The following is a 19,602-nucleotide window of genomic DNA, read 5'->3' as shown; positions in this document are numbered from 1 at the left end:
GATTTTGTATCATGGTGAAAAATTATATTTAGGTGGTGATTAAAATGCAAAAAGAAAATATGAATTTAACAATAAAAGGGTTTGTGTTCAAAAAATTTCCAATGGAATTAAAAGTTGTTTTTATTATTAGCGTTATTGTTAATATTATTCGTTTAGTGCTTGCTTTTTTAAGTAAAAGAAATTTGGGAAATAAAATATTTCAGATAGGGATGTTCTTTTTTTTAGGTTATTGGATATTTTATTATTTAACTAAAAGGAAAGAGCTAAAAATAGAAAATGGAAATTTATATTTTAATAAAGAAAATGTTATATTAAAAGATTACAAAGTGGAATATGGTTATGGAAATAAAATTTATTTAAAAACACAGAATGAGAGCTTTCTTTTTTTTGTTAATTCGGGAATATTTCCTTCAAAAAATGAAAAGATTTATTTACGGAAAAAAGTAATGGAATTTGAAAAATATCTAGAAAATGAGGGAATACCGATAGAAAATAATTTTGATGTATCAGGTAATAAAATATATTTTTCGTTTTGGGGGATAATTTTGTTGTTACCGATAATAACGGCGATAACTCAAACAATAGGGAACGTTTTGTTTAAATAATCACTAGAGTTTAGGGCATTTCTTAAAACTTGTAAAATAGTAAAGTTTTTTGAGATGCCCTAATAAAGTTAAATAGTATTGGAATTTGGATAAAAAATGGTAATTTTTAAATTTAATAAACAGTTTTGATTATTAGTATTAAGAAAATATTTGGGGAGAAAAAATGATAAATTTGTTTGAATTGGTAGAAGAAATAAATAAAAAATTTTTAGAAAGATATTATGAAATTAGTGAAGGGATAGAAGAAAGATTAGAATTATCTGAAAGAGACTTTTATTATTTACGAATAATCCTTGAAGCACAAAAAATGAATTTAACTGAATTTTCAAAAATTTCTAAAGTGTCAAAGCCTGCAGGAACTAAGATAATTAATAAATATCTGAAAAAAGGATATGTAATAAAAGAAGTATCAGAAGAGGATAAAAGATTTTCATATATACAGCTTTCAGATGAACTGAAAAATTATTTAGAAAAAGATCAGCAAATTGCAAATAGGATATATGAAAGTTTTTTAGGCGTATTGAATAAAAATGAAAGAGAGATGCTAGAAAAATTATTAGTAAAAATAAAAAGTAATTTTAAAAAATAAATAAGAAAAAAATGACAAAAATCTAAAAAAATTTAAAAATATGATTTATATCCGTATTTTAATAGATTTCTAAGTAGAAAAATAATTGACAAAATAGAAAAAAAATTATATTATATTACAATGACTTGTGGGTCAATCTTGATTGTTAGGTGGGAGATACTTGGAAAGAAAGAAAAGTGTGAAGAGCCAGAAAAGGAAAAAAATCGTCGATAAGGCGTGGGAACTGTTTGCAAAAAACGGGTATGAGGAAACAAAGGTGGAGGATATTACGAAGGAACTGGGAGTGTCGAAAGGGAGTTTTTATACGTATTTTGCAACTAAGGATGAGTTACTGTATGAAATTTTGGGGAAAATAAAAAAAGAAATAATAGATACTCTTGAAACGATAGATACTAATCAGGTGCCAGAGAAAATTTTGGAGGATTATGCAAATACTAAAATGAATAATGCTGTTAAAATATTGAATAATATGCGGTTAAACAATGTTGAGAAATATTCAATTGATCCAAAATTAAGGGATTTTTTTGAAGAACTGCGGGAAAAATCAATTGATTTTATAAAAACAAATATTGTTGAAAAATTTAACAGGAAAAATGGTAACAAATATAAAGCTCAGATTATATCGGAATTCATATTAATTTCAATAGAGGAATTTTTTTATGATGAATTTGTCTTAAAAAGTTTCAGGAATATGAAGGATGACGAGTTAATCAATATAAAAAATACAGATAAAATTGAAAATTCGTTGAAGGAAATAATAAAATTTATAAATAATGCACTAAAATAGGTTCAGGAAGGAAGAAGGGAAAATGGAAAAGAACAAAAATAAAATAGTAGCACCAATATTGCTGTTATTAATGGCAATTCCCAATTTTGCACAAAAGATAACGATTCAGGAAGCTGCTGAAATGGCGGTGAAAAATAATAAGGATATAAAAGTGGGAATGCTGGAAATGGATAGAGAACAGATAGATGTAAGCAGAACGTGGAAACAGAGATTTTTTACAGTGAGTTACAACGCTTCGGCAAATGCCTACTTTAAAAATGTTATGTCAAAAAAGACAGGGGAAGCATATCAGCAATATCTGTCATTATCACAGCCACTTTTTACAGGTGGAAAATTAAAGCTGGGAAATGAAATAAGTAAAGATAACTTGAAATTAGCTGAGCTGAAATTGGATAAGACAAAGAAAGATACGGTTTTGAGTACAGTTCAGGCATATATTGATGTGTATGATGCGATTAGTACACTTGGCGTGCTGCAAAAATCGAAGGAAGCGTTGGATGAAAATTATAAGATTCAGACTGAGAAATATAATTTGAGAATGGTTACAAAGCCTGAATACAGGGAAGCTGAAAGAAGCCTGAAGGCTATGGAGGCACAAATTGTAGAACAGCAGGGAAATATTGAAATTGCAAAAGAATCTTTGGGAATACTGATTGGAGTGCCGAATCCAAGCAGCATTGAAATAGTTCCATTTGGAGTGGAAGATAATTTTACTAAGACGATTGACTTGAAAAAGGATATGGAAAAATTGACAACACAGAATACTGAGTATAAAATTGCACAGAAACAGATTGATATAAGCAAAAAAAATACAAAGCTGGAAAGGGCAAGCTTTTTTCCAGTAATTAATGGAGTAGTAAATTATGGAGCATTAAGTTCAAAAAATAAGTTAAAGGATGCATTTGAAGTGAAGGATTTTTCATCGGCAGCAGGAGTAAAATTCACTTGGGACATTTTTGACTGGGGAAAAAGAAAAGAAGATGTAAAATATGCCAAAAAAACTGAGGAAATTGCAGCTGTGAAATCAGAACAGACATTAGAGCAGGTTAAGGCAAATATGAGAAAAACATATTATAAGTTACAGGCACTTGAAAAAAGTCTGGAAGCATTGAGAGTTGCGGTGGAAAGTGCGGAAGAGACATATGAACTGGAAAAGGAAAGATATAACTATAATTTGATAACAATGAACAACTTGCTTGATGCAGAGGCAAAATTAAGACAAAGCCGTGTAAATTATGCAAATTCAAGACTTCAATATTATTATCTTGTATCACAGTATGGAGCTTTTCTTGATTAATCAGGTTTGATAAAATATGAAAATGGGAGGAAATAAACAATGAAATTATATAATAAAAAAATCATAGCAGGTTTGGCAATACTTGCGATGTTTACCATATCTTGTGGAAAGAAAAAACAGGCTGTAACAAATAACGCAAGGCCAGTAAAAGTGCAGGTTATCGGACAAAATTCAATTTCCTTGGGATATACGGCGAGCGGAACTTTGAAGGGAATTGAGGAGGTACCTTACACAGCGACTTCTTCTGGAGAAGTAGTTGTAATAAATGCAAAAAATGGGGACAGCGTAAATGCGGGACAGGTAATCGTATCAATTGATAATCAGGCTGCCAGATCAAATGTAAGAAGTGCGGCTTCAAACGTAAACACAGCTTCGTCAAATATCAATTCAGCTGCGGCTGCACTTGAAGAAGCGAGAATCAATTACGAAAAATACAATATGCTTTACAACAAAAGACTGGTAACAGAAACAGACTATCTAAAGGCAAAAACTAACTATGATGCTGCAAGGGCACAATTAAACGCCTCAAGAAACAGTTTAAGTTCGGCACGGGCAGAGCTGGATTCTGCAAACGATACAAATAGAAAATCTGTAATAAAGACAAATACAACAGGAACTGTTGCAAATATGAATCTGGAACTTCACCAGCAGACATCAGCAGGAAGTGCCTTGTTTACTGTGGTAAATGAATCTGAAATGAAACTGGAAGTAGGAGTTTCAGCAGACATAATCAGTAAAATTCACGTTGGAACACAGGCTAAAGTGAAAATTGACGAGCTGCAAGGGGAAGAAATGGTAGGAACTGTATATGAAGTATCTGCTGCGGCAAACTCGGCGACAAGACAATTCGTTGTAAAAGTTAAGATTCCTAATCCGGACAGAAGGCTAAAAAGTGGAATGTATGGAACAGCAAGCATAGACACTGGAGCGGAAAATGGAATAATAATCCCTAAAAAAGCCATCGTTGTAAGGGGAGTTGAACAAGTAGTTTATATAGTCCAAAATGGTAAGGCAGTTGCAATACCGATAAAAGTTACAAATCAAAATCAGGAAATGGCGGCAGTTACTGGAAATGGGCTTACTGCAGGTGTAGAGCTTATAGTAGATGGACAAAATGTTGTACAGGCTAATGAAGCAGTGAGAAAAGTGCAGTAAATCTTGGCTCTGAATAAAAAAATGTAAAATAAACTTTAAATGGCAATCAGTCAGGCAGATTTTGAAAATTTGGTATTTTTTTAATCTGTTTGGCTGTTTTATAAAAAATAAAAATGGATAAGTAGATAGAAAATCAGATAAAAGCAAAAAAATTAAGGAGAAGAAAAAAAATGACAGTAGCAGATTTTGCAACGAAGAGAGTCGTTTCTACAACTATGATACTGATATTCATGGTTTTTTCAGGTGTTGTGGCTATGCGTTCAATGAAGCAGGAATTGATACCAGATTTTAACTTTCCGATGGTAGCCGTTAATACGACTTGGACTGGAGCGGCTTCGGAGGATGTTAAAACTCAGATTTCAAAAAAGATAGAAGATGCGGCACTTAATGTTGATGGTATTAAAAATATTTCAACAAGTTCGACTTATGGAAGTTCAAGTGTTATGGTGGAATTTAACTTTGGTACGGATACGGATATAAAACAGGTACAGATACAGTCTGAAATAGATAAAATAAAAAAAGATTTGCCATCTGATGCAGATGATCCGATAGTTTCAAAATTGAATGTGGCTGGTGGAAATTCGGATATGGCAATGATGGTTGCGATAAGGGGAGCAGATCAGTCAGTAATTACTTCATTCATAGAAGAAACAATGGAACCAAGATTAAAGAGAAACAGAGGGGTTGGAAATATATCTGTATTTGGTAATGCGACAAGACAGGTAAAGGTAAAATTGGATCCATACAAACTACAGGCTTACAATTTATCTCCAGGGGAAATATACGCTAAGATTCAGGCAGCCCACACAATTGTTCCAGGAGGTACAGTAAAAGATGGTTCAAAAGAGTTTATCCTAAGAGTTGATGGGGAATTGAAACAGCTGGATCAGATACAGAATATTATAATTTCCAATAATAATAATCAGACAGTAAGATTAAGCGATGTGGCAATTGTTGAATATGGAAATAAGGATAGAACATCTTATGCAAAATATGATGGACAGGACATGGTAGCCGTTGTAATTCAGAAAAGTAAAGATGGGAATCTGGTTGAAATTGCAAATATTGCAAAAAAGGAATTGGAAAAGATGAAACCGTTATTTCCAGCGGGTGCAAAGTATGAAATAGTAGTTGACAACAGTATAAAGGTAAAAGAGGCAATTTCTAACGTAACGAATAACGGGTTGCAGGCGTTGGTTATAACAGTAATTGTATTATTAGTATTTTTGAAGGATTTAAGGGCTTCACTTGTGGTTGGAATGTCTATTCCAATATCAGCTGCGTTTACTTTTTTCCTTTTAAATACACAGGGAATCACGTTAAACTTAATTTCACTTATGGGACTTGCACTTGCAATAGGATCACTGGTGGATAATGCGGTAGTTACGCTGGATAATATATTTGATCATATCCAGATTAATAAGGAACCTGCACTGGTTGCGGCGGTACGTGGAACAAATGAGGTAATACTTCCAATGATAGCCTCAACAGCAACATCAGTCTGCGTATTTTTACCAATAGTGTTATTTCCAGGATTTTCAAAGGAAGTGTTTGCAGGGATTTCGTTTTCAATGATGTTTGCACTGTCAACTTCAATTGTTGTGGCAATGCTGTTTATCCCGATGGCTTCGAGTATATTTCTTAATATTGAGAAAATATCAGGTGCAGCAGGTAAAGCATACAGATTTAATGCTTTCAGGGATAAATATAAAAATCTTGTAAAAAAGGCACTTGAAAATAGAAAGGTAGTTATAATAGGAGTAATAGTCTTATTTATCGTAGTCGTTTTTGGACTTGGAAAAACTGTAAAAACAGCATTTTTCCCAACGATTGACAATGATGAGTATTCGGTGGTTGCACAGCTTTCGACAGGGCTTGACGTGGAAGTGGCACATGAGATTTCTAAGCAGATGGAGCAGATAGTAAAAGAAGATCCTGTTACAAAAAATTATACTACAATAGTAAATGCTCAGGCGGCAATAGTCAATGTCGATGTAAAAAAGGACACAATGAAGGCTATGGAGAGAATGCGTCAAAAAATGAGCAATATTCCAAACGTTACAATTGCAGTTTCTCCGCAAAAAGCTGGAGGACGTTCAGTTTCAAAAGACTATTCTTTCCAAGTGGAAGGGGATAACGCTGAAGAAATCAACAGAATTGCCAATGCGATTATGGCGGATATGAAGCAGCAGGCTTGGTTTAAGGATGTAAAATCTTCATCAGAAGGTGGATACCCACAGGCACAACTGGATGTAAACAGAGTGAAAGCCGAAAGTTATGGATTAAGCGTTACAGATATAACTAGAATGCTGAATCAGACGGTTTTAGGAGTAGATCCGATAGAAATTACCGAAAATACAGAAACATTAAAAGTTCATATAGAATTTGAGGATCAATATAAAAATTCACTTGACAAAATACTGAATATAATGATAAAAACAAGTGAGGGGCAGTTTGTAAGGCTGGGAGATATAGCCACAATGAAACAGGTGGAAGGTGCAGCTTCGATAGAAACTTACAACGGTTCTCAAATTGTAACAGTAGGGGCAAATCTGGATAAATCAAAAGGGTTGAATGATGCGTCAAAATTTGTAAATGATTCATTCCAAAAGACGAATCCTGCGGCAGGATATAAAATAACTCCAGCCGGAAATGCCCAAAGTCAACAGGAAATGGGTGGAGAAATTATGAATGCCCTTATTCTTTCAATAGCACTTATTTATATCGTACTGGCAGTACAGCTTGAATCATTTGTTTTACCGATAATAATGATGTTGGCGTTACCATTGTCAATGATTGGAGTAATGTTTGGGCTGGCTGTAACGAGAATACAGCTTAGCATGTTTGTTATGATTGGTATTCTGATGTTGTTTGGTATGGCAGTTAATAATGCGATTGTGTTACTGGATTTCGTATCAAGTCTGCGGCAAAAGGGTATGGAAATTCAGGAGGCACTTGTGGAAGCGGCAGGTTCACGGCTACGTCCGATACTTATGACAACTCTTACAACAGTACTTGGATGGACTCCAATGATATTTTCAAGTAAGGGAAGTTCGGGATATTATCAAGGAATGGCGGTAGCAGTTATGTTTGGACTTTCGTTCTGTACATTGCTGACATTATTCTTTATACCTGTAGCTTATTCTATAGTTGAAGAAAGAAAAGAAAGAAGACAAAAGGCAAAAGAGGAAGCAAGAAAAGCAAAAAAAATGGCTGAAAGATCACAAAATAAATAATAATAAACTTTAAAGAAAAGGAGGTGTTTTCTTGAAGAGGGTTGAAATATATTTTGATTCCTACTTTATAGATAAAATAAAAGAGGAAATGCGTGAATATGGAATTGAGCAATATATAATAATTCCACAAGTTTACAGCTGTTGGAGCAAAACATTAAAACATTTTAACAGCCATGTCTGGCCAGGGACTGACAGCATTCTTGTAACGTATCTGGAAGATGAGCAGGCAAAGGAAATTATGCGGCTTATTAAAATTATGAAAATCGATTTAGGGAAGAGTATCTCGATGGGTGCTGCTGTTTTACCTGTAGATGATATTATTTTGTAAAGATTGTAAATTGCAAGGAAATAAAAAAATATAGTTTGAGTATAGAAAAAAATGAACGGAGTGATTATTAATGGCAGTTTTTGAATTGAAACATCCACTAATTGAACATAAACTTTCAAATTTGAGAAATAAAGATACAGACACTAAACTTTTTAGGGAAAGCTTAAACGAAATAGCAGGACTTATGGTTTATGAAGCAACAAAACATTTGCCGCTCAAGGAGATTGAAACAGAAACTCCTATTCAGAAAACAACTACAAAAGTTCTAGATAAGCCAATAACATTAGTTCCCATCCTAAGAGCAGGACTTGGAATGATAGATGGAATATTGCAGCTTCTTCCAAATGCAAAAGTAGGGCATCTGGGAGTTTACAGAAACGAAGAAACTTTAGAGCCAGTCTACTATTACGCAAAAATGCCCACAAACGTTGTCGAAAGTCAAGTTTTCGTAGTAGATCCAATGCTTGCAACAGGTGGTTCAATGATTTACACAATTGATTACCTAAAAGACAGGGGTGTAAAAAACATAACAGTATTAAGCATTATTGGAGCTCCTGAAGGAATAAATAAATTTTGTGCAAAACATCCTGATATAGATTTGTACATTGCGGCAATTGATACTGGACTCAATGAACATGCGTATATCTATCCAGGATTGGGAGATGCGGGAGATAGAATATTTGGAACAAAATAATAAAATGGATTTTTTAGGAAAATACTCTAATTAAAATAATTAGGGTATTTTTTGTATATTTTGATTAATAAATATTTATAAAGCAAGGGAAATGGCGATTGATTTTCCTTGCTTTTTAAAAAGAAAAAATATAAAATTATGAAAAAATTTGATTAAAGGATATTTTAATAGTGTGTAATAAAAATGAGAAATAGTATTAAAAGGAGTAGGAGAATAAATTACAAACTTGATTTAAAAGGAATTTTTATAATTACTTCTGCTCCTTCGGTGTTGTTGTCTTTATTTATAAATACGCCATAATTTTTGCCGTAATAGAATTTTATTCTTTTATCGACATTTTGGGTTCCTACACCGCCTGTCTTGCTTTTTTTGAACTGTTTAGCCTTTTCAAAGCCTATTCCGTTGTCTTTAACTGAGATATTGACAGTGCTGTTTTCTCTGTAAACGTCTATTGTGATAATTCCGTTTCCAGAAAGGTTTTTTATTCCGTGATAAATGGAGTTTTCTACAATTGGCTGGATTATGATTTTTGGAACTTCGATGGAAAGAAGGCTTTCATCTTCTATGTTGAAAAAATAGGAAAGTTTGTCTTCGTATCTCTGCTTTTGTATGAATAAATATTCTTTAGTGTGCATAATTTCATCTTTTAACGGTATTTTTTCGTGACCGTTGCTAAGGGAAAGCCTAAAATAGTTTGCAAGTGATTTTGTAATGCTGATTACTTTTTCATTGTCTTCAAATTCTGCCATCCAAATGATTGTATCTAGCGTGTTATACAGAAAATGTGGATTAATCTGGCTGTGAAGAGCCTTTATTTCATATTCCCGCAAATATTTTATCTTTTCAACCATTATATTAAAATGTTCCACAAGGTTCTGAATTTCATAGCCTGTTTTTTCACTTAAATGAAATTCCCGTAGATTATTTTCAAAATTTTGCATATGATTTTCCAGTTTTATTAAAGGCTTTAGAATCTTTGTTATTACGATAAATGTAATAATAGAGGAAAAAGCTAGTGAAACTAGGAAAATGATAATAACTATGTGGGAAAAATTTTTCTTTAAGGTAACTAAGTCATTTGTGTTTGCTATGCTTCTTAGGCTCCAGTTTGTATTTTCAATGTTTATTTCATATAAATATGTATCTTTATCCTTATTCTTTTCTGAAAATTTTGCAAGACACTTTTTATCGGCAAAACATTTTACGTCTTTGTAGTAAATAACATTGTTGTTTTTGTCTACTATAATATTGTCGCTTTGTTTTCCAAAAGAAATGGAATTTAAATATCTTTCAAGAATTTCATATTTAATGTCAAAAACGATAACACCAAGATTTTCCCCTTTTGAATTTTTTATGTCCCGACTGATTGACAGAAACCAGAGAGCTGAGTTCATAGAGGAGGTGGAATTTTTTCTGCTGGGATTAAAAACGGGCATATCTGAATTGTTTATCGCATCGACATACCATTTTTCCTTCATCATATTTTCTGATATTTTCATATCATTGTTTTTATCACTGGATACAATGTTACCATTTTTTCCGATTACAGTAATACTTTTAATTCCTTTATTATTCCCGAGAATTGAGTATATCATTTTTTTAATGCTCTTTTTTGAATCTTCATTTCCTGATATTAAAAAATTTCTAACATCGGCATCAACAGACAAAAGATTAATCATATTTTTCAATTTATCAGCATAAAGAGTAATATAACGGGATGTACTTATAACATTTTCGTTAGTATACTCAATTTCCTTATTCATTATGATGTATTTTGAAGTATAGTAAAAAATACTGCTTAAAAACAGGATGAATAATAAGTTTCCAATCAGATAGTAAAAAAATAGCTGGAGTAACATTGAATTTTTCATTGTTTTTTTTAGTTTCATAATTTCTCCAATACACTTTTTTTAAACTCTTTTGGAGTCATTCCAAAAGTTTTTTTAAATTTTGAATTGAAGTAGTTAAAATTTTCTATTCCCACGAGTTCTCCAATTTCATAATTTTTCAGATCCGTTGTCAAAAGCAGTAGCTTTGCCTTTTCCATCCGCATATTATTTAAATAGTCCTGAAAAGGAATACCAAATAAATTTTTAAAAAGCGAACTTAAATATCCTGAGGATAAGTTCATTTCATCCGCCAGTGAATTTAAGTTAAAGGAAATTTCGCTGTATTTGTCTTCAATTTTTTTTGTTAAAATATCCTTATACTTGCTGTAGGAAACATCTTTGGCAGTTTTTTCAGTGTGACTGATTTTATTAATAATTTTTCTGGCTTCGTTGTATTTTCTAGTTTCTTCCAGTCTGTAAATCAGTTTTGAGATTATTTCATTTATATCAGTCTTTGAAACAGGTTTTAAAATATAATCTTCAACTCCGATTTTTAAAGCCTTTTGAGCGTATTCAAAGTAGTCATATCCTGAAATGATGGCTATTTTTACATCGTTTTTCAGCTCTTTCATTTCCTGTGCAAGAGTAAGGCCATTTTTAAATGGAATATTTATATCAAGCAAGACAAGATCAGGCAAAACTTCAGAAAAAGTCTTAAAGGCAGAATTACCGTCTTCTGCCTCATAAACATCACTTATCTTATATTTTTCAAAATCAATAAAAGTTTTAATACCTCTTCGTATAATCGGTTCATCATCAATTATTAAAATACTATACACTTATTTAACAGCTCCTTTGATTTGTGCAGCAGTCAGATGTCCCGGTAAAGTTTTAACAATATTCAAATTTCCATCCAGAACAATATTTGAAGGATACCCTAAAACTTTTGCCCTTTTTAGCACTTCCCCCTTTTCATCCAGCAATACAGTAGTATTTTTGTAATTAAGTCCTTTATACCACTGAATAAATTTGGCTGTAGGTTTTTCTCCTTTTTGTCCCGGAGAAGCAATTGTTATAACTGTAAAATTCTTACTTTTATCTGCACTTAAAGAATTAATTTCGCTTAATCCTGAAAGACAGATAGGACACCACGAAGCCCACATTTTAATATATATTTTCTTACCTTTGTATTTGTTAAGGGAAACAGGTTTATTATTAATATCCTTTAACTGAACCCCTTGTAATGTATTTCCAAATGAAGTTACACCAAAACTTAACATAGTTGCAACTATCGCAATTAATTTTTTCATAAAAACTACTTCCTTTCCATATTATAACAAATTTATAAATATTTTTGTATTTTTTTCAATAAAAATTTCAAGTTTAATCTTTGAGTATTATTCAATATAATATTTTTTTGCTGAATTTTAGAGAATAAATTTTAAAAGAAAATTATTAAAACTTATTTATTATTAGTAAAATTCCCATAAATATAATTAGAAATCCACCAAAAATTTTAAAATAATTTGTGTACTGATTTAAAACTCGCATTTTTTTTAACAGCTCCTGAGAGAAAAAGGAAAAAAGGACAAATGGAGTGGCAAGTCCTAAGACATATATAAACATCATCAATCCTCCGTAGATTGCGGATCCTCTGTCACCTGTGAGAGCTAGCACTGAGGCAAGAATAGGGCCTACACATGGAGTCCATCCCAGACTAAATGTCAATCCCAGCAAAAAAGCCTGTAATGAAGAATTTTTACCAATTAAATCAAAGTTTAGGGTTTTATTTTTTTCTAAAAGGCTAAATTTTAGTATACCTGTCTGGTGTAGTCCCAGTATTATTACAATTATTCCTGCCATAAGTTTTATAGTGTCATTAAAGAATATTCCTGTAAGAAAGCTAAAGCTAAAACCTATGCTCACGAAAGTAAGCGAAAGGCCTAGAATGAATAAAAATGTATTAAGCACTGTTTTTTTCCCTTTGCTTAGAATGCCTAAATATACAGGAACAATTGGAAGGATGCACGGTGATAGAAAACTTGCTACCCCGCCTAAAAAAACGCTTCCTACTAATAATGGCTGATTAAACATAAATTATCTCCTATCCTGTTCATTTTATTGAACTAATTTTCTTAAATATCCGTAATGTTCTTTTTCCATATCTTTTAAAGGAATAAATTTGATTGAAGCACTGTTTATGCAATATCGAAGTCCACCCTTGTCCTTAGGGCCGTCATCAAAAACATGTCCCAAGTGGGCTTTTCCACTTCGGCTAAGCACTTCTGTCCTTACCATATTAAAACTTGTATCATTTGCATAAGTTACAACATCTTTTGAAATAGGTTTTGTAAAACTTGGCCAGCCGCATCCTGAATCGTATTTATCCTTTGAGGAAAATAATGGTTCCCCTGTTGTTATATCCACATAAATTCCAGCTTCATGATTATCCCAATACTCATTTGAAAAAGAATGTTCGGTATTTTTTTTCTGTGTAACACTGTATTGCAGTGGAGTAAGCCGTTTTTTCAATTCTTCGTCACTTGGTTTTGGATAATCTTTTGGATCAATGATAACTTCATCTGCCTTACTGACATCAATGTGACAATATCCGTTAGGATTTTTTTTCAAATAGTCCTGATGATATTCTTCTGCTAATATGTAATTTTTCAAAGGCAGGACTTCAACTTGAATTTTATCTGTATATTTTTTCTGCTCTTCTTCAATTTCTTGTGAAATAATGTCCTTGTCTTTAGGGTTGGTATAGTAAATTCCTGTTCTGTATTGTCTACCCCTGTCATTTCCCTGCTGATTAATACTGGTAGGATCTACAACTTGAAAATAATATTTAAGCAGCTTGCTCAAAGAAATTTTATTTGCATCATATTTCACGTGAACTGTTTCTGCGTGATCTGTTGCCCCGATGATATTATAGCTGGTTTTTTCAGTTTTACCATTCGCATAACCAACCGTGGCATCCTTTACCCCGTCAATTCTTTCCATATATGCCTCAAGTCCCCAGAAGCAGCCGCCGGCGAGATAAATTTCTCTAATGTCTTCACTTCCTGTCTGAACCATATTTTCGTTTTTCATCTTATTTTCACTTCTGTTTTTCCGATTTTTATTTTTACTTGATAATACTACTGAAAATAAAGCTAAAGATAGTATTAAGAATAATAGTAGACTTCTAGATTTCATAAAACCGCCTCCCAATTTATATTTAAATAATTCTTTGTATCTACAAGAATAGTATAATCCAAAAATTCATAAAAAAAAATGAAATATAGTAATATTTTTCTATAATTTTATAATATATAGTCAATTCATTAAAAAAATTGGAGTAAAATATGTAAAAAACTAACCTTTTATTCCCGTTTTAAACTAGAATTGCCATATATTGAAATTTTTTTAGTAATGGACTGATGAAATTGTTATTATTGTTGTTATAAGACGGTTTTTGCATATTTTTAAAGTAGTTTTAAAACAAAAAATAAAATCAACTTTTTTTGAAATGAAAAACAAAGATTCGTGTGATATACTTCAAAGTTGCGTGTAATAAAAAAAATGATTTTACAGTAAGATTGTTTGGGAGGATAGGACAATGTGGGACATTGCCGAAGATGTTGAAGAAAAAAGGAATATTGGTAAAAAAACATTAAATGGAGTAAAGATAAAAATTATAGGGATAGGGAAAACAGGGAACAATGTAATAAATAAAATGGTGGCAAGACAGGATATAAGAGCTGATTTTATAGCTGTAGATACTGAAAGAAGCAATTTAGACAATTCAAAAGCTGATACAAAAATATTTGTATCTTCAATAATTTCTTATGAAGCCGTAGAAGGGTTAAAGATGCAAGTCAAAAAAGAGCTGGAAAAGGCAGACATGGCATTTATTATGGCTGAAATGGGTGAAAGAACCGGCACATTCGCCTCATCTATTATCGCAGAAATTGCAAAATCAATGGATATATTAACAGTTGCAATTGTATCAAAACCTTTTAAATTTGAAGCCTCCAATAAAATAAGACTTGCTAAAAAAGGAAAGAAAAAATTAAAACATTTCGCCGATACAGTAATAGTCATTCCATATCAAAAATTAAATGATTTATATACAGACATTCCAATAGCAAATATTTATGAAAAAGGGGAAAAATCCTTTGTAACAATTGTAAAAGGGATATTGGATTTAATAAAAAAACAGGGAATTGTAAATTTGGACTTTGCAGATATTAAATCTATATTGCGAAATTCAGGCAAGACAGTGTTAGGATTTGGAAAAGCAGATGGAGAGGACAGAGCAAAAAAGGCAGTAGAACAGGCACTGAATACACCGCTTCTGGAACGCTCAATAAAAGGCGCTGGAAAAATACTAATGAACATAACCTCAGGAAAAGACATACGCCTCGAAGAAATCAGTCAAATCGCCACAGCAGTAGCCAAAAGTTCAGAAAATCCAGACTTATTTCTCGCATGGGGAACAGTCTTTGAAGAATCTAAATTTGAAAATTTTGAAGATTTTGAGCAAAAAGGAAGCTGTGTAAAAGTATATTTGATTGCAACAGATTTTTGTGATTAATAAAAATAATTTAAAAATTTATAAATAAAAAAAGAAAAAAGCATTGACTAATTAACTAAATATGATATAATTATATTGAAAGAAAAAATTTAAAAACAGGTGTTCCACTACCTTAAAATGAAGCAACTTTAAATGCAAAGCTACCAATTATGGTGGCTTTTTTTCGAGGGGGAATTTATGAGGTTATATGAAGTAGATGAAAGCTATATAAATTATTTGAAACTTTTTGAAGGTAGAGTTTTAAATTATTCAGGAGATCAACTATGATATTGAATGAAAAATTTGAAGCAGATCAAACAAATATGTTATGGGGATACATTATGGATGCTGAGCTTGAAGATAAAATTGAAGTGGAAATACTGATAACGGATTTTTCTAAATAAATGTATATGAAATAATACTAAAATTGAAGTATGTAATATGTATTAAGGAAAAAGTGAATATGAAAAATTAGAAGTTATAGAGGTAAAAGTGTGATAAGAGAGATTAATGTACTAGATGCGAAAGATATACAAGAAATTTGTAAAGATGAGTTAGGATATGATGTTGATATTAATACTGTCAAGACGCAAATTGAAAAATTATCTATTGATTATAAACATCATATTATCGCAGTATATGAAGATAAAAAAGCAAGTAAGGTTGTTGGTTTTGTTCATGCAGAGATGTATGAAAGTTTATATAGTGATATTGGATTAAATATACTAGGATTAGCAGTAAATTCCAATTTTCAAGGCAAGGGTATTGGAAAAAAACTGATGGTTTTTGTTGAAGAATATGCTTTAAATAATAATGTTAATTTCATTAGATTAAATTCTGGTTCTCATCGTTTAAAAGCACATAAATTTTATGAGAATATTGGTTATACTTGTAATAAAACTCAAAAACGTTTTATAAAAATATTTCAATAAAGAAGTACTGATAATAAAATTCTAAAATTTCAGAGAAGTAAAAGCAGTAAGCTGATACTTCTTTTTTTTCTTTTTTGATAAAAAATTGTGAGAATATGCTTATACTAAAGTCCATTTAAATAACGAAATTATTACAAACTTTTTTAATAAAGGATATAAACCTTTACTGCAAGATAAGGATTTGCGACAATGAGCAATCCTACAAAAATTAAAAAGAAAAAAATATTTATTAATTAAAATATCCAAAAAATAATAAAATACAATTGTTGAAATTAGAAAAAATAAAAGTTGAAAAAAAATAGAAAAATTTTCTTTTTTTGGAAAAAATGTGGTATAATTTGATGTATGCTCAAACCTTTTTAAAATTAAATAAATTTAGGGATTGAGTATATGAATAAGTACATTATTATTATAAATAAATAGATAAAATATATTGGAGAGAAAATTGGGAAAAAATTTTAAAGATAATTTGCTGACTGCTGATGAAATGAGAAATGAAATAGTGAGATTGCAGAAGGCTGGGAAAAAGGTAGTTTTTACTAACGGAGTTTTTGATATTTTACATGTTGGGCATTTAACTTATCTGGAGGAAGCCAGAAATCTAGGTGATATTTTGGTTGTTGGTGTGAACAGTGATGCTTCGGTTAAAGTGAATAAAGGGGATAAAAGGCCGATAAATAGCGAAACAAGTAGAGCCTATGTCCTTTTGGGTACAAAGTTTGTAGATTATACAGTAATTTTTGATGAAAAAACACCAGAAAAACTGCTGGATATTTTAAAGCCAGGTATTCACGTAAAAGGTGGAGATTATAAAAAAGAAGACTTGCCAGAAACAAAAGTTGTTGAAAAAAATGGTGGAGAAGTAAAGATTTTATCCTTTGTGGATAACATTTCCACAACTGAAATTATTAATAAAATTATTGAAGTGTATAAAAAATAAAAAAACCTAAAAATGATAGAAGAAATATTTGTTAATAAAATATATTTTTATTTAAAAATAGAATTTGATTGATATTTAGAAGTGAGAAAAATTATGAAAAATAAAATATTAACATTTGATAAGATAGATAAATTAGCCAAAAATTTAGCAGAAAAGTTAAAAAACGGAGGTTGCCTAGGGCTTATTGGAGATTTGGGGGCGGGAAAGACTACATTTACTAAGAAGATTTGTGAATATTATAATATTACGGAGAATGTGAAAAGTCCGACGTTTACTTATGTGATTGAATATAATTCTGGGGATGTACCAGTGTATCATTTTGATGTGTATAGGATTAATGATTCTGAGGAAATTTATGAGATTGGGTTTGAGGATTATATTGGGGAAGATGGAAGTGTTGTAATTATTGAGTGGGCGGACAAGATTTTGGATGAAATGCCTGAGGATGCGGTGTTTGTTGAGATAAATCATTATTCGGATGTGGCTCGTGAAGTGTCAGTTTATAATATTGAAAATGGGGAAAAAGTAGATTTTGAAATTGAATAATTTAATTTTTAATGTTTGGGTTTAATATTAAATTGATTACTGGATTAAGCAAAATTAGTTTTTGAGAGGGATATTGATTATCAGATTTGATTTTAAAGAAGTTTTATTGTAAAAGTGAAGAAAAATGAAAAATGGAGAAAAATATGTTGATATTTGCGATAACGACGACGACTAGACTGGCTGGATTGTCGCTTTATGAGAAAGATAAGCTGCTGGGGGAAATTCATGTGGAAATGGCAAAAACACATTCTACTACGATTTTAGAGCAGATTGACAGCCTTTTGAAATGGACTGGGAAAAAGCTCGACGAAATTGAAAATGTGATTGTTTCGATAGGGCCGGGTTCGTTTACGGGTGTTCGGATAGCAATTTCGGTTGTTAAGGGATTGTTTTTTGGACGGAATGTAAATTTTTATGAGGTGAATGAGTTGGATGCACTTGGTTTTCAAGGGTATTATAATTTGAAAACAAGTTTGGGAAATGATGAGGATTTGAAAATATATTCGCTGATTGATTCACGAAAGGAAAAAATTTATTGTGCGGCTTATGAAACTTCGAGCGAAAATAGGCTAAAATTGATAAAAAATTATGAGGTTGCAAAGTTGGATAATGCAATTGAGGAAATAATTGAAAATAAGGAAAATAATAAAAAAGTTTATCTGATTGGAGATGCAGTTTTTAATTATAAGGCTAAAATATTGAATAAATTAGGAAACTGTGTGAAAATATTTGAAGATAAGAATTTGACAATTAATACAATGACTTTTGTACAGATGTTTTTGGATAAAAATTTGGAAAATGCTGGTGTGGTGAGAAAGACTGATATTTTTAATCTGAAACCGGATTATCTGGAAAAATCACAGGCGGAAAGGGATAAGAAATAATGCTGAAAAATTTTTTTAAATTTGGAAAAAAGAAAAAAGATGAGGAACAGAAAAACACTTTAGAAAATCAGATAGAAAAGGAAATTGAGGACAGTCAAAGTGAAATGGATAAAATTAAAGCTGAAACTGAAAAAGAAATAAAGAAAACAGCTGAAGAAATTTTAGGAAAAAATATTGAAAAATCTGAAAATAATGAAAAAAATTCTGAAAAAGAAAAAATTGAAAATTTAAAAATAGAAGAAACAGAAGAGAAATTAGATGAAAAAACGAAAGGCAAACCTAAATTAAAGCCTTTAAAAGATAGATTGGCAACTCCGAAAAAAGGATTTTTTGGAAAATTAAAGGAAATGCTTTTAGGGAAGGCGATAGACGACGATTTGTACGAAGAACTGGAAGAATTGCTGATTCAGTCAGATATTGGAATGAATATGACAATGCAGCTTGTGGAGGACCTGGAAAAATCAGTTTCACGAAAGAAATTGAAAACATCAGAACAAATTTACGATGAATTAAAGGAATTGTTAAAGGCGAAACTTGTTTACAACGATGAAAACAGCACAAAATTAAAATTACAGGATGGAAAACTAAATATCCTTTTAGTTGTGGGAGTAAATGGAGTTGGGAAGACTACTTCCATTGGTAAAATAGCGAAAAAATTGAAGGATAGCGGGAGAAAGGTTATTATTGGGGCTGGAGATACATTTAGAGCCGCTGCCATTGAGCAAGTTGAGGAATGGGGGAAACGGACTGGTGTGGAAGTTATAAAACAGGCACATGGAAGTGATCCTGCCGCTGTAATTTTTGATACGGTGAAAACCGCTAAAAATCGTGGATTTGATGTGGCAATACTGGATACGGCCGGAAGGCTTCACAATAAACGTGATTTGATGAAGGAGCTTGAAAAAATAAATAAAATTATACGTGAGCAGTCTGGAGAAACTGACTTTGAAACGTTGCTTGTAATTGACAGTACAACTGGGCAGAATGGATTGGAGCAGGCTAGAATATTTAATGAAATCGTAGATTTGACAGGAATTATTTTGACAAAATTTGACGGGACGGCAAAAGGAGGGATTATTTTCCCAATCACAGAAGAACTAAAAAAACCGATTAAATTTATAGGTGTTGGAGAAGGAATCGAGGATTTACGGGAATTTGATACAAAGGAATTTGTTGAAGCTATGTTTGAATAATAAAAAAAATAAGGAAAGGAAGAAAAAAT

General features: G+C 31.5%; 19 protein-coding genes. 14 read left to right on the top strand and 5 right to left on the bottom strand.

The annotated features are described in order from the left end of the window. The first annotated feature begins 44 nt into the window (after positions 1-44). The 8 genes from K324_RS0104410 to upp all read left to right on the top strand — a co-directional run bounded on the left by K324_RS0104410 (position 45) and on the right by upp (position 8,691). Positions 45-605, top strand: coding sequence for a hypothetical protein (locus tag K324_RS0104410; protein WP_026748103.1), 561 nt, complete (start codon positions 45-47; stop codon positions 603-605). 163 nt (positions 606-768) lie between these two features. Continuing rightward, on the top strand, positions 769-1,194 hold the full coding sequence (locus K324_RS0104405) for a MarR family winged helix-turn-helix transcriptional regulator (RefSeq protein WP_026748102.1): 426 nt from the start codon (positions 769-771) through the stop codon (positions 1,192-1,194). A 160-nt stretch (positions 1,195-1,354) separates the two neighbouring features. Continuing rightward, the gene (locus K324_RS0104400; protein ID WP_026748101.1) at positions 1,355-1,981 is read left to right on the top strand and encodes a TetR/AcrR family transcriptional regulator; all 627 of its coding nucleotides are present in this window, start codon (positions 1,355-1,357) and stop codon (positions 1,979-1,981) included. 22 nt (positions 1,982-2,003) lie between these two features. Further along, the gene (locus tag K324_RS0104395) at positions 2,004-3,278 is read left to right on the top strand and encodes a TolC family protein (protein WP_026748100.1); all 1,275 of its coding nucleotides are present in this window, start codon (positions 2,004-2,006) and stop codon (positions 3,276-3,278) included. Between the two features lie 39 nt (positions 3,279-3,317). Continuing rightward, positions 3,318-4,433, top strand: a complete 1,116-nt coding sequence (locus K324_RS0104390; RefSeq protein WP_026748099.1) for an efflux RND transporter periplasmic adaptor subunit — start codon at positions 3,318-3,320, stop codon at positions 4,431-4,433. A gap of 170 nt (positions 4,434-4,603) precedes the next feature. Continuing rightward, positions 4,604-7,669, top strand: coding sequence for an efflux RND transporter permease subunit (locus K324_RS0104385; protein ID WP_026748098.1), 3,066 nt, complete (start codon positions 4,604-4,606; stop codon positions 7,667-7,669). 31 nt (positions 7,670-7,700) lie between these two features. After that, positions 7,701-7,997, top strand: a complete 297-nt coding sequence (locus tag K324_RS0104380) for a PG0541 family transporter-associated protein (protein ID WP_026748097.1) — start codon at positions 7,701-7,703, stop codon at positions 7,995-7,997. A gap of 70 nt (positions 7,998-8,067) precedes the next feature. Beyond that, on the top strand, positions 8,068-8,691 hold the full coding sequence (gene upp, locus K324_RS0104375; protein WP_026748096.1) for a uracil phosphoribosyltransferase: 624 nt from the start codon (positions 8,068-8,070) through the stop codon (positions 8,689-8,691). A gap of 218 nt (positions 8,692-8,909) precedes the next feature. Here upp and K324_RS0104370 read toward each other — a convergent pair whose 3' ends face one another. From K324_RS0104370 to msrB, 5 genes are all read right to left on the bottom strand, one after another. Then, the gene (locus K324_RS0104370) at positions 8,910-10,580 is read right to left on the bottom strand and encodes a sensor histidine kinase (protein WP_026748095.1); all 1,671 of its coding nucleotides are present in this window, start codon (positions 10,578-10,580) and stop codon (positions 8,910-8,912) included. Next, entirely contained in the window at positions 10,577-11,359 is a 783-nt protein-coding gene (locus K324_RS0104365; RefSeq protein ID WP_012806422.1) for a response regulator transcription factor, read from the bottom strand. Before K324_RS0104365 ends, K324_RS0104370 begins: the two co-directional genes overlap by 4 nt. Then, positions 11,360-11,830: a redoxin family protein gene (locus K324_RS0104360; protein WP_026748094.1), complete on the bottom strand. Its 471-nt coding sequence runs from the start codon at positions 11,828-11,830 to the stop codon at positions 11,360-11,362. Positions 11,831-11,975: 145 nt separating this feature from the next. Further along, positions 11,976-12,614, bottom strand: a complete 639-nt coding sequence (locus K324_RS0104355) for a cytochrome c biogenesis protein CcdA (RefSeq protein WP_026748093.1) — start codon at positions 12,612-12,614, stop codon at positions 11,976-11,978. Positions 12,615-12,638: 24 nt separating this feature from the next. Continuing rightward, on the bottom strand, positions 12,639-13,718 hold the full coding sequence (gene msrB, locus K324_RS0104350) for a peptide-methionine (R)-S-oxide reductase MsrB (RefSeq protein WP_026748092.1): 1,080 nt from the start codon (positions 13,716-13,718) through the stop codon (positions 12,639-12,641). Between the two features lie 403 nt (positions 13,719-14,121). Here msrB and K324_RS0104345 point away from each other — a divergent pair, with 403 nt between their 5' ends. The 6 genes from K324_RS0104345 to ftsY all read left to right on the top strand — a co-directional run bounded on the left by K324_RS0104345 (position 14,122) and on the right by ftsY (position 19,573). After that, on the top strand, positions 14,122-15,099 hold the full coding sequence (locus K324_RS0104345) for a cell division protein FtsZ (protein WP_051354387.1): 978 nt from the start codon (positions 14,122-14,124) through the stop codon (positions 15,097-15,099). 473 nt (positions 15,100-15,572) lie between these two features. Then, a complete protein-coding gene (locus K324_RS0104330) occupies positions 15,573-16,010 on the top strand; it encodes a GNAT family N-acetyltransferase (RefSeq protein ID WP_026748090.1) in 438 nt (145 codons plus the stop codon). A gap of 487 nt (positions 16,011-16,497) precedes the next feature. Next, positions 16,498-16,950: a D-glycero-beta-D-manno-heptose 1-phosphate adenylyltransferase gene (rfaE2, locus tag K324_RS0104325; protein WP_036095134.1), complete on the top strand. Its 453-nt coding sequence runs from the start codon at positions 16,498-16,500 to the stop codon at positions 16,948-16,950. A gap of 93 nt (positions 16,951-17,043) precedes the next feature. Further along, positions 17,044-17,496 (top strand): tRNA (adenosine(37)-N6)-threonylcarbamoyltransferase complex ATPase subunit type 1 TsaE, encoded by a 453-nt coding sequence (tsaE, locus tag K324_RS0104320; protein ID WP_026748088.1) that lies wholly within the window; start codon positions 17,044-17,046, stop codon positions 17,494-17,496. Positions 17,497-17,627: 131 nt separating this feature from the next. Beyond that, complete coding sequence (gene tsaB / locus K324_RS0104315) at positions 17,628-18,380, top strand: tRNA (adenosine(37)-N6)-threonylcarbamoyltransferase complex dimerization subunit type 1 TsaB (protein ID WP_248615345.1); 753 nt, start codon at positions 17,628-17,630, stop codon at positions 18,378-18,380. After that, entirely contained in the window at positions 18,380-19,573 is a 1,194-nt protein-coding gene (gene ftsY, locus K324_RS0104310; protein WP_026748086.1) for a signal recognition particle-docking protein FtsY, read from the top strand. The genes tsaB and ftsY overlap by 1 nt, the downstream gene beginning before the upstream one ends. Positions 19,574-19,602 lie beyond the last annotated feature (29 nt).

It is taken from the genome of Leptotrichia trevisanii DSM 22070, assembly GCF_000482505.1.
Classification (GTDB): Bacteria; Fusobacteriota; Fusobacteriia; order Fusobacteriales; family Leptotrichiaceae; genus Leptotrichia; species Leptotrichia trevisanii.
This window is presented reverse-complemented; position numbering and strand designations above follow the sequence as displayed.

Excerpts from the sequence above, each read along its gene's own strand:
- K324_RS0104405 (WP_026748102.1), top strand. The coding sequence starts at position 769 with ATGATAAATTTGTTTGAATTGGTAGAAGAAATAAATAAAAAATTTTTA.
- K324_RS0104345 (WP_051354387.1), top strand. The coding sequence starts at position 14,122 with ATGTGGGACATTGCCGAAGATGTTGAAGAAAAAAGGAATATTGGTAAA.
- upp (WP_026748096.1), top strand. The coding sequence starts at position 8,068 with ATGGCAGTTTTTGAATTGAAACATCCACTAATTGAACATAAACTTTCA.
- K324_RS0104355 (WP_026748093.1), bottom strand. The coding sequence starts at position 12,614 with ATGTTTAATCAGCCATTATTAGTAGGAAGCGTTTTTTTAGGCGGGGTA.
- tsaE (WP_026748088.1), top strand. The coding sequence starts at position 17,044 with ATGAAAAATAAAATATTAACATTTGATAAGATAGATAAATTAGCCAAA.
- rfaE2 (WP_036095134.1), top strand. The coding sequence starts at position 16,498 with ATGAGAAATGAAATAGTGAGATTGCAGAAGGCTGGGAAAAAGGTAGTT.
- msrB (WP_026748092.1), bottom strand. The coding sequence starts at position 13,718 with ATGAAATCTAGAAGTCTACTATTATTCTTAATACTATCTTTAGCTTTA.
- K324_RS0104395 (WP_026748100.1), top strand. The coding sequence starts at position 2,004 with ATGGAAAAGAACAAAAATAAAATAGTAGCACCAATATTGCTGTTATTA.
- K324_RS0104370 (WP_026748095.1), bottom strand. The coding sequence starts at position 10,580 with ATGAAACTAAAAAAAACAATGAAAAATTCAATGTTACTCCAGCTATTT.
- K324_RS0104410 (WP_026748103.1), top strand. The coding sequence starts at position 45 with ATGCAAAAAGAAAATATGAATTTAACAATAAAAGGGTTTGTGTTCAAA.
- ftsY (WP_026748086.1), top strand. The coding sequence starts at position 18,380 with ATGCTGAAAAATTTTTTTAAATTTGGAAAAAAGAAAAAAGATGAGGAA.
- K324_RS0104360 (WP_026748094.1), bottom strand. The coding sequence starts at position 11,830 with ATGAAAAAATTAATTGCGATAGTTGCAACTATGTTAAGTTTTGGTGTA.
- K324_RS0104385 (WP_026748098.1), top strand. The coding sequence starts at position 4,604 with ATGACAGTAGCAGATTTTGCAACGAAGAGAGTCGTTTCTACAACTATG.
- K324_RS0104390 (WP_026748099.1), top strand. The coding sequence starts at position 3,318 with ATGAAATTATATAATAAAAAAATCATAGCAGGTTTGGCAATACTTGCG.
- tsaB (WP_248615345.1), top strand. The coding sequence starts at position 17,628 with ATGGAGAAAAATATGTTGATATTTGCGATAACGACGACGACTAGACTG.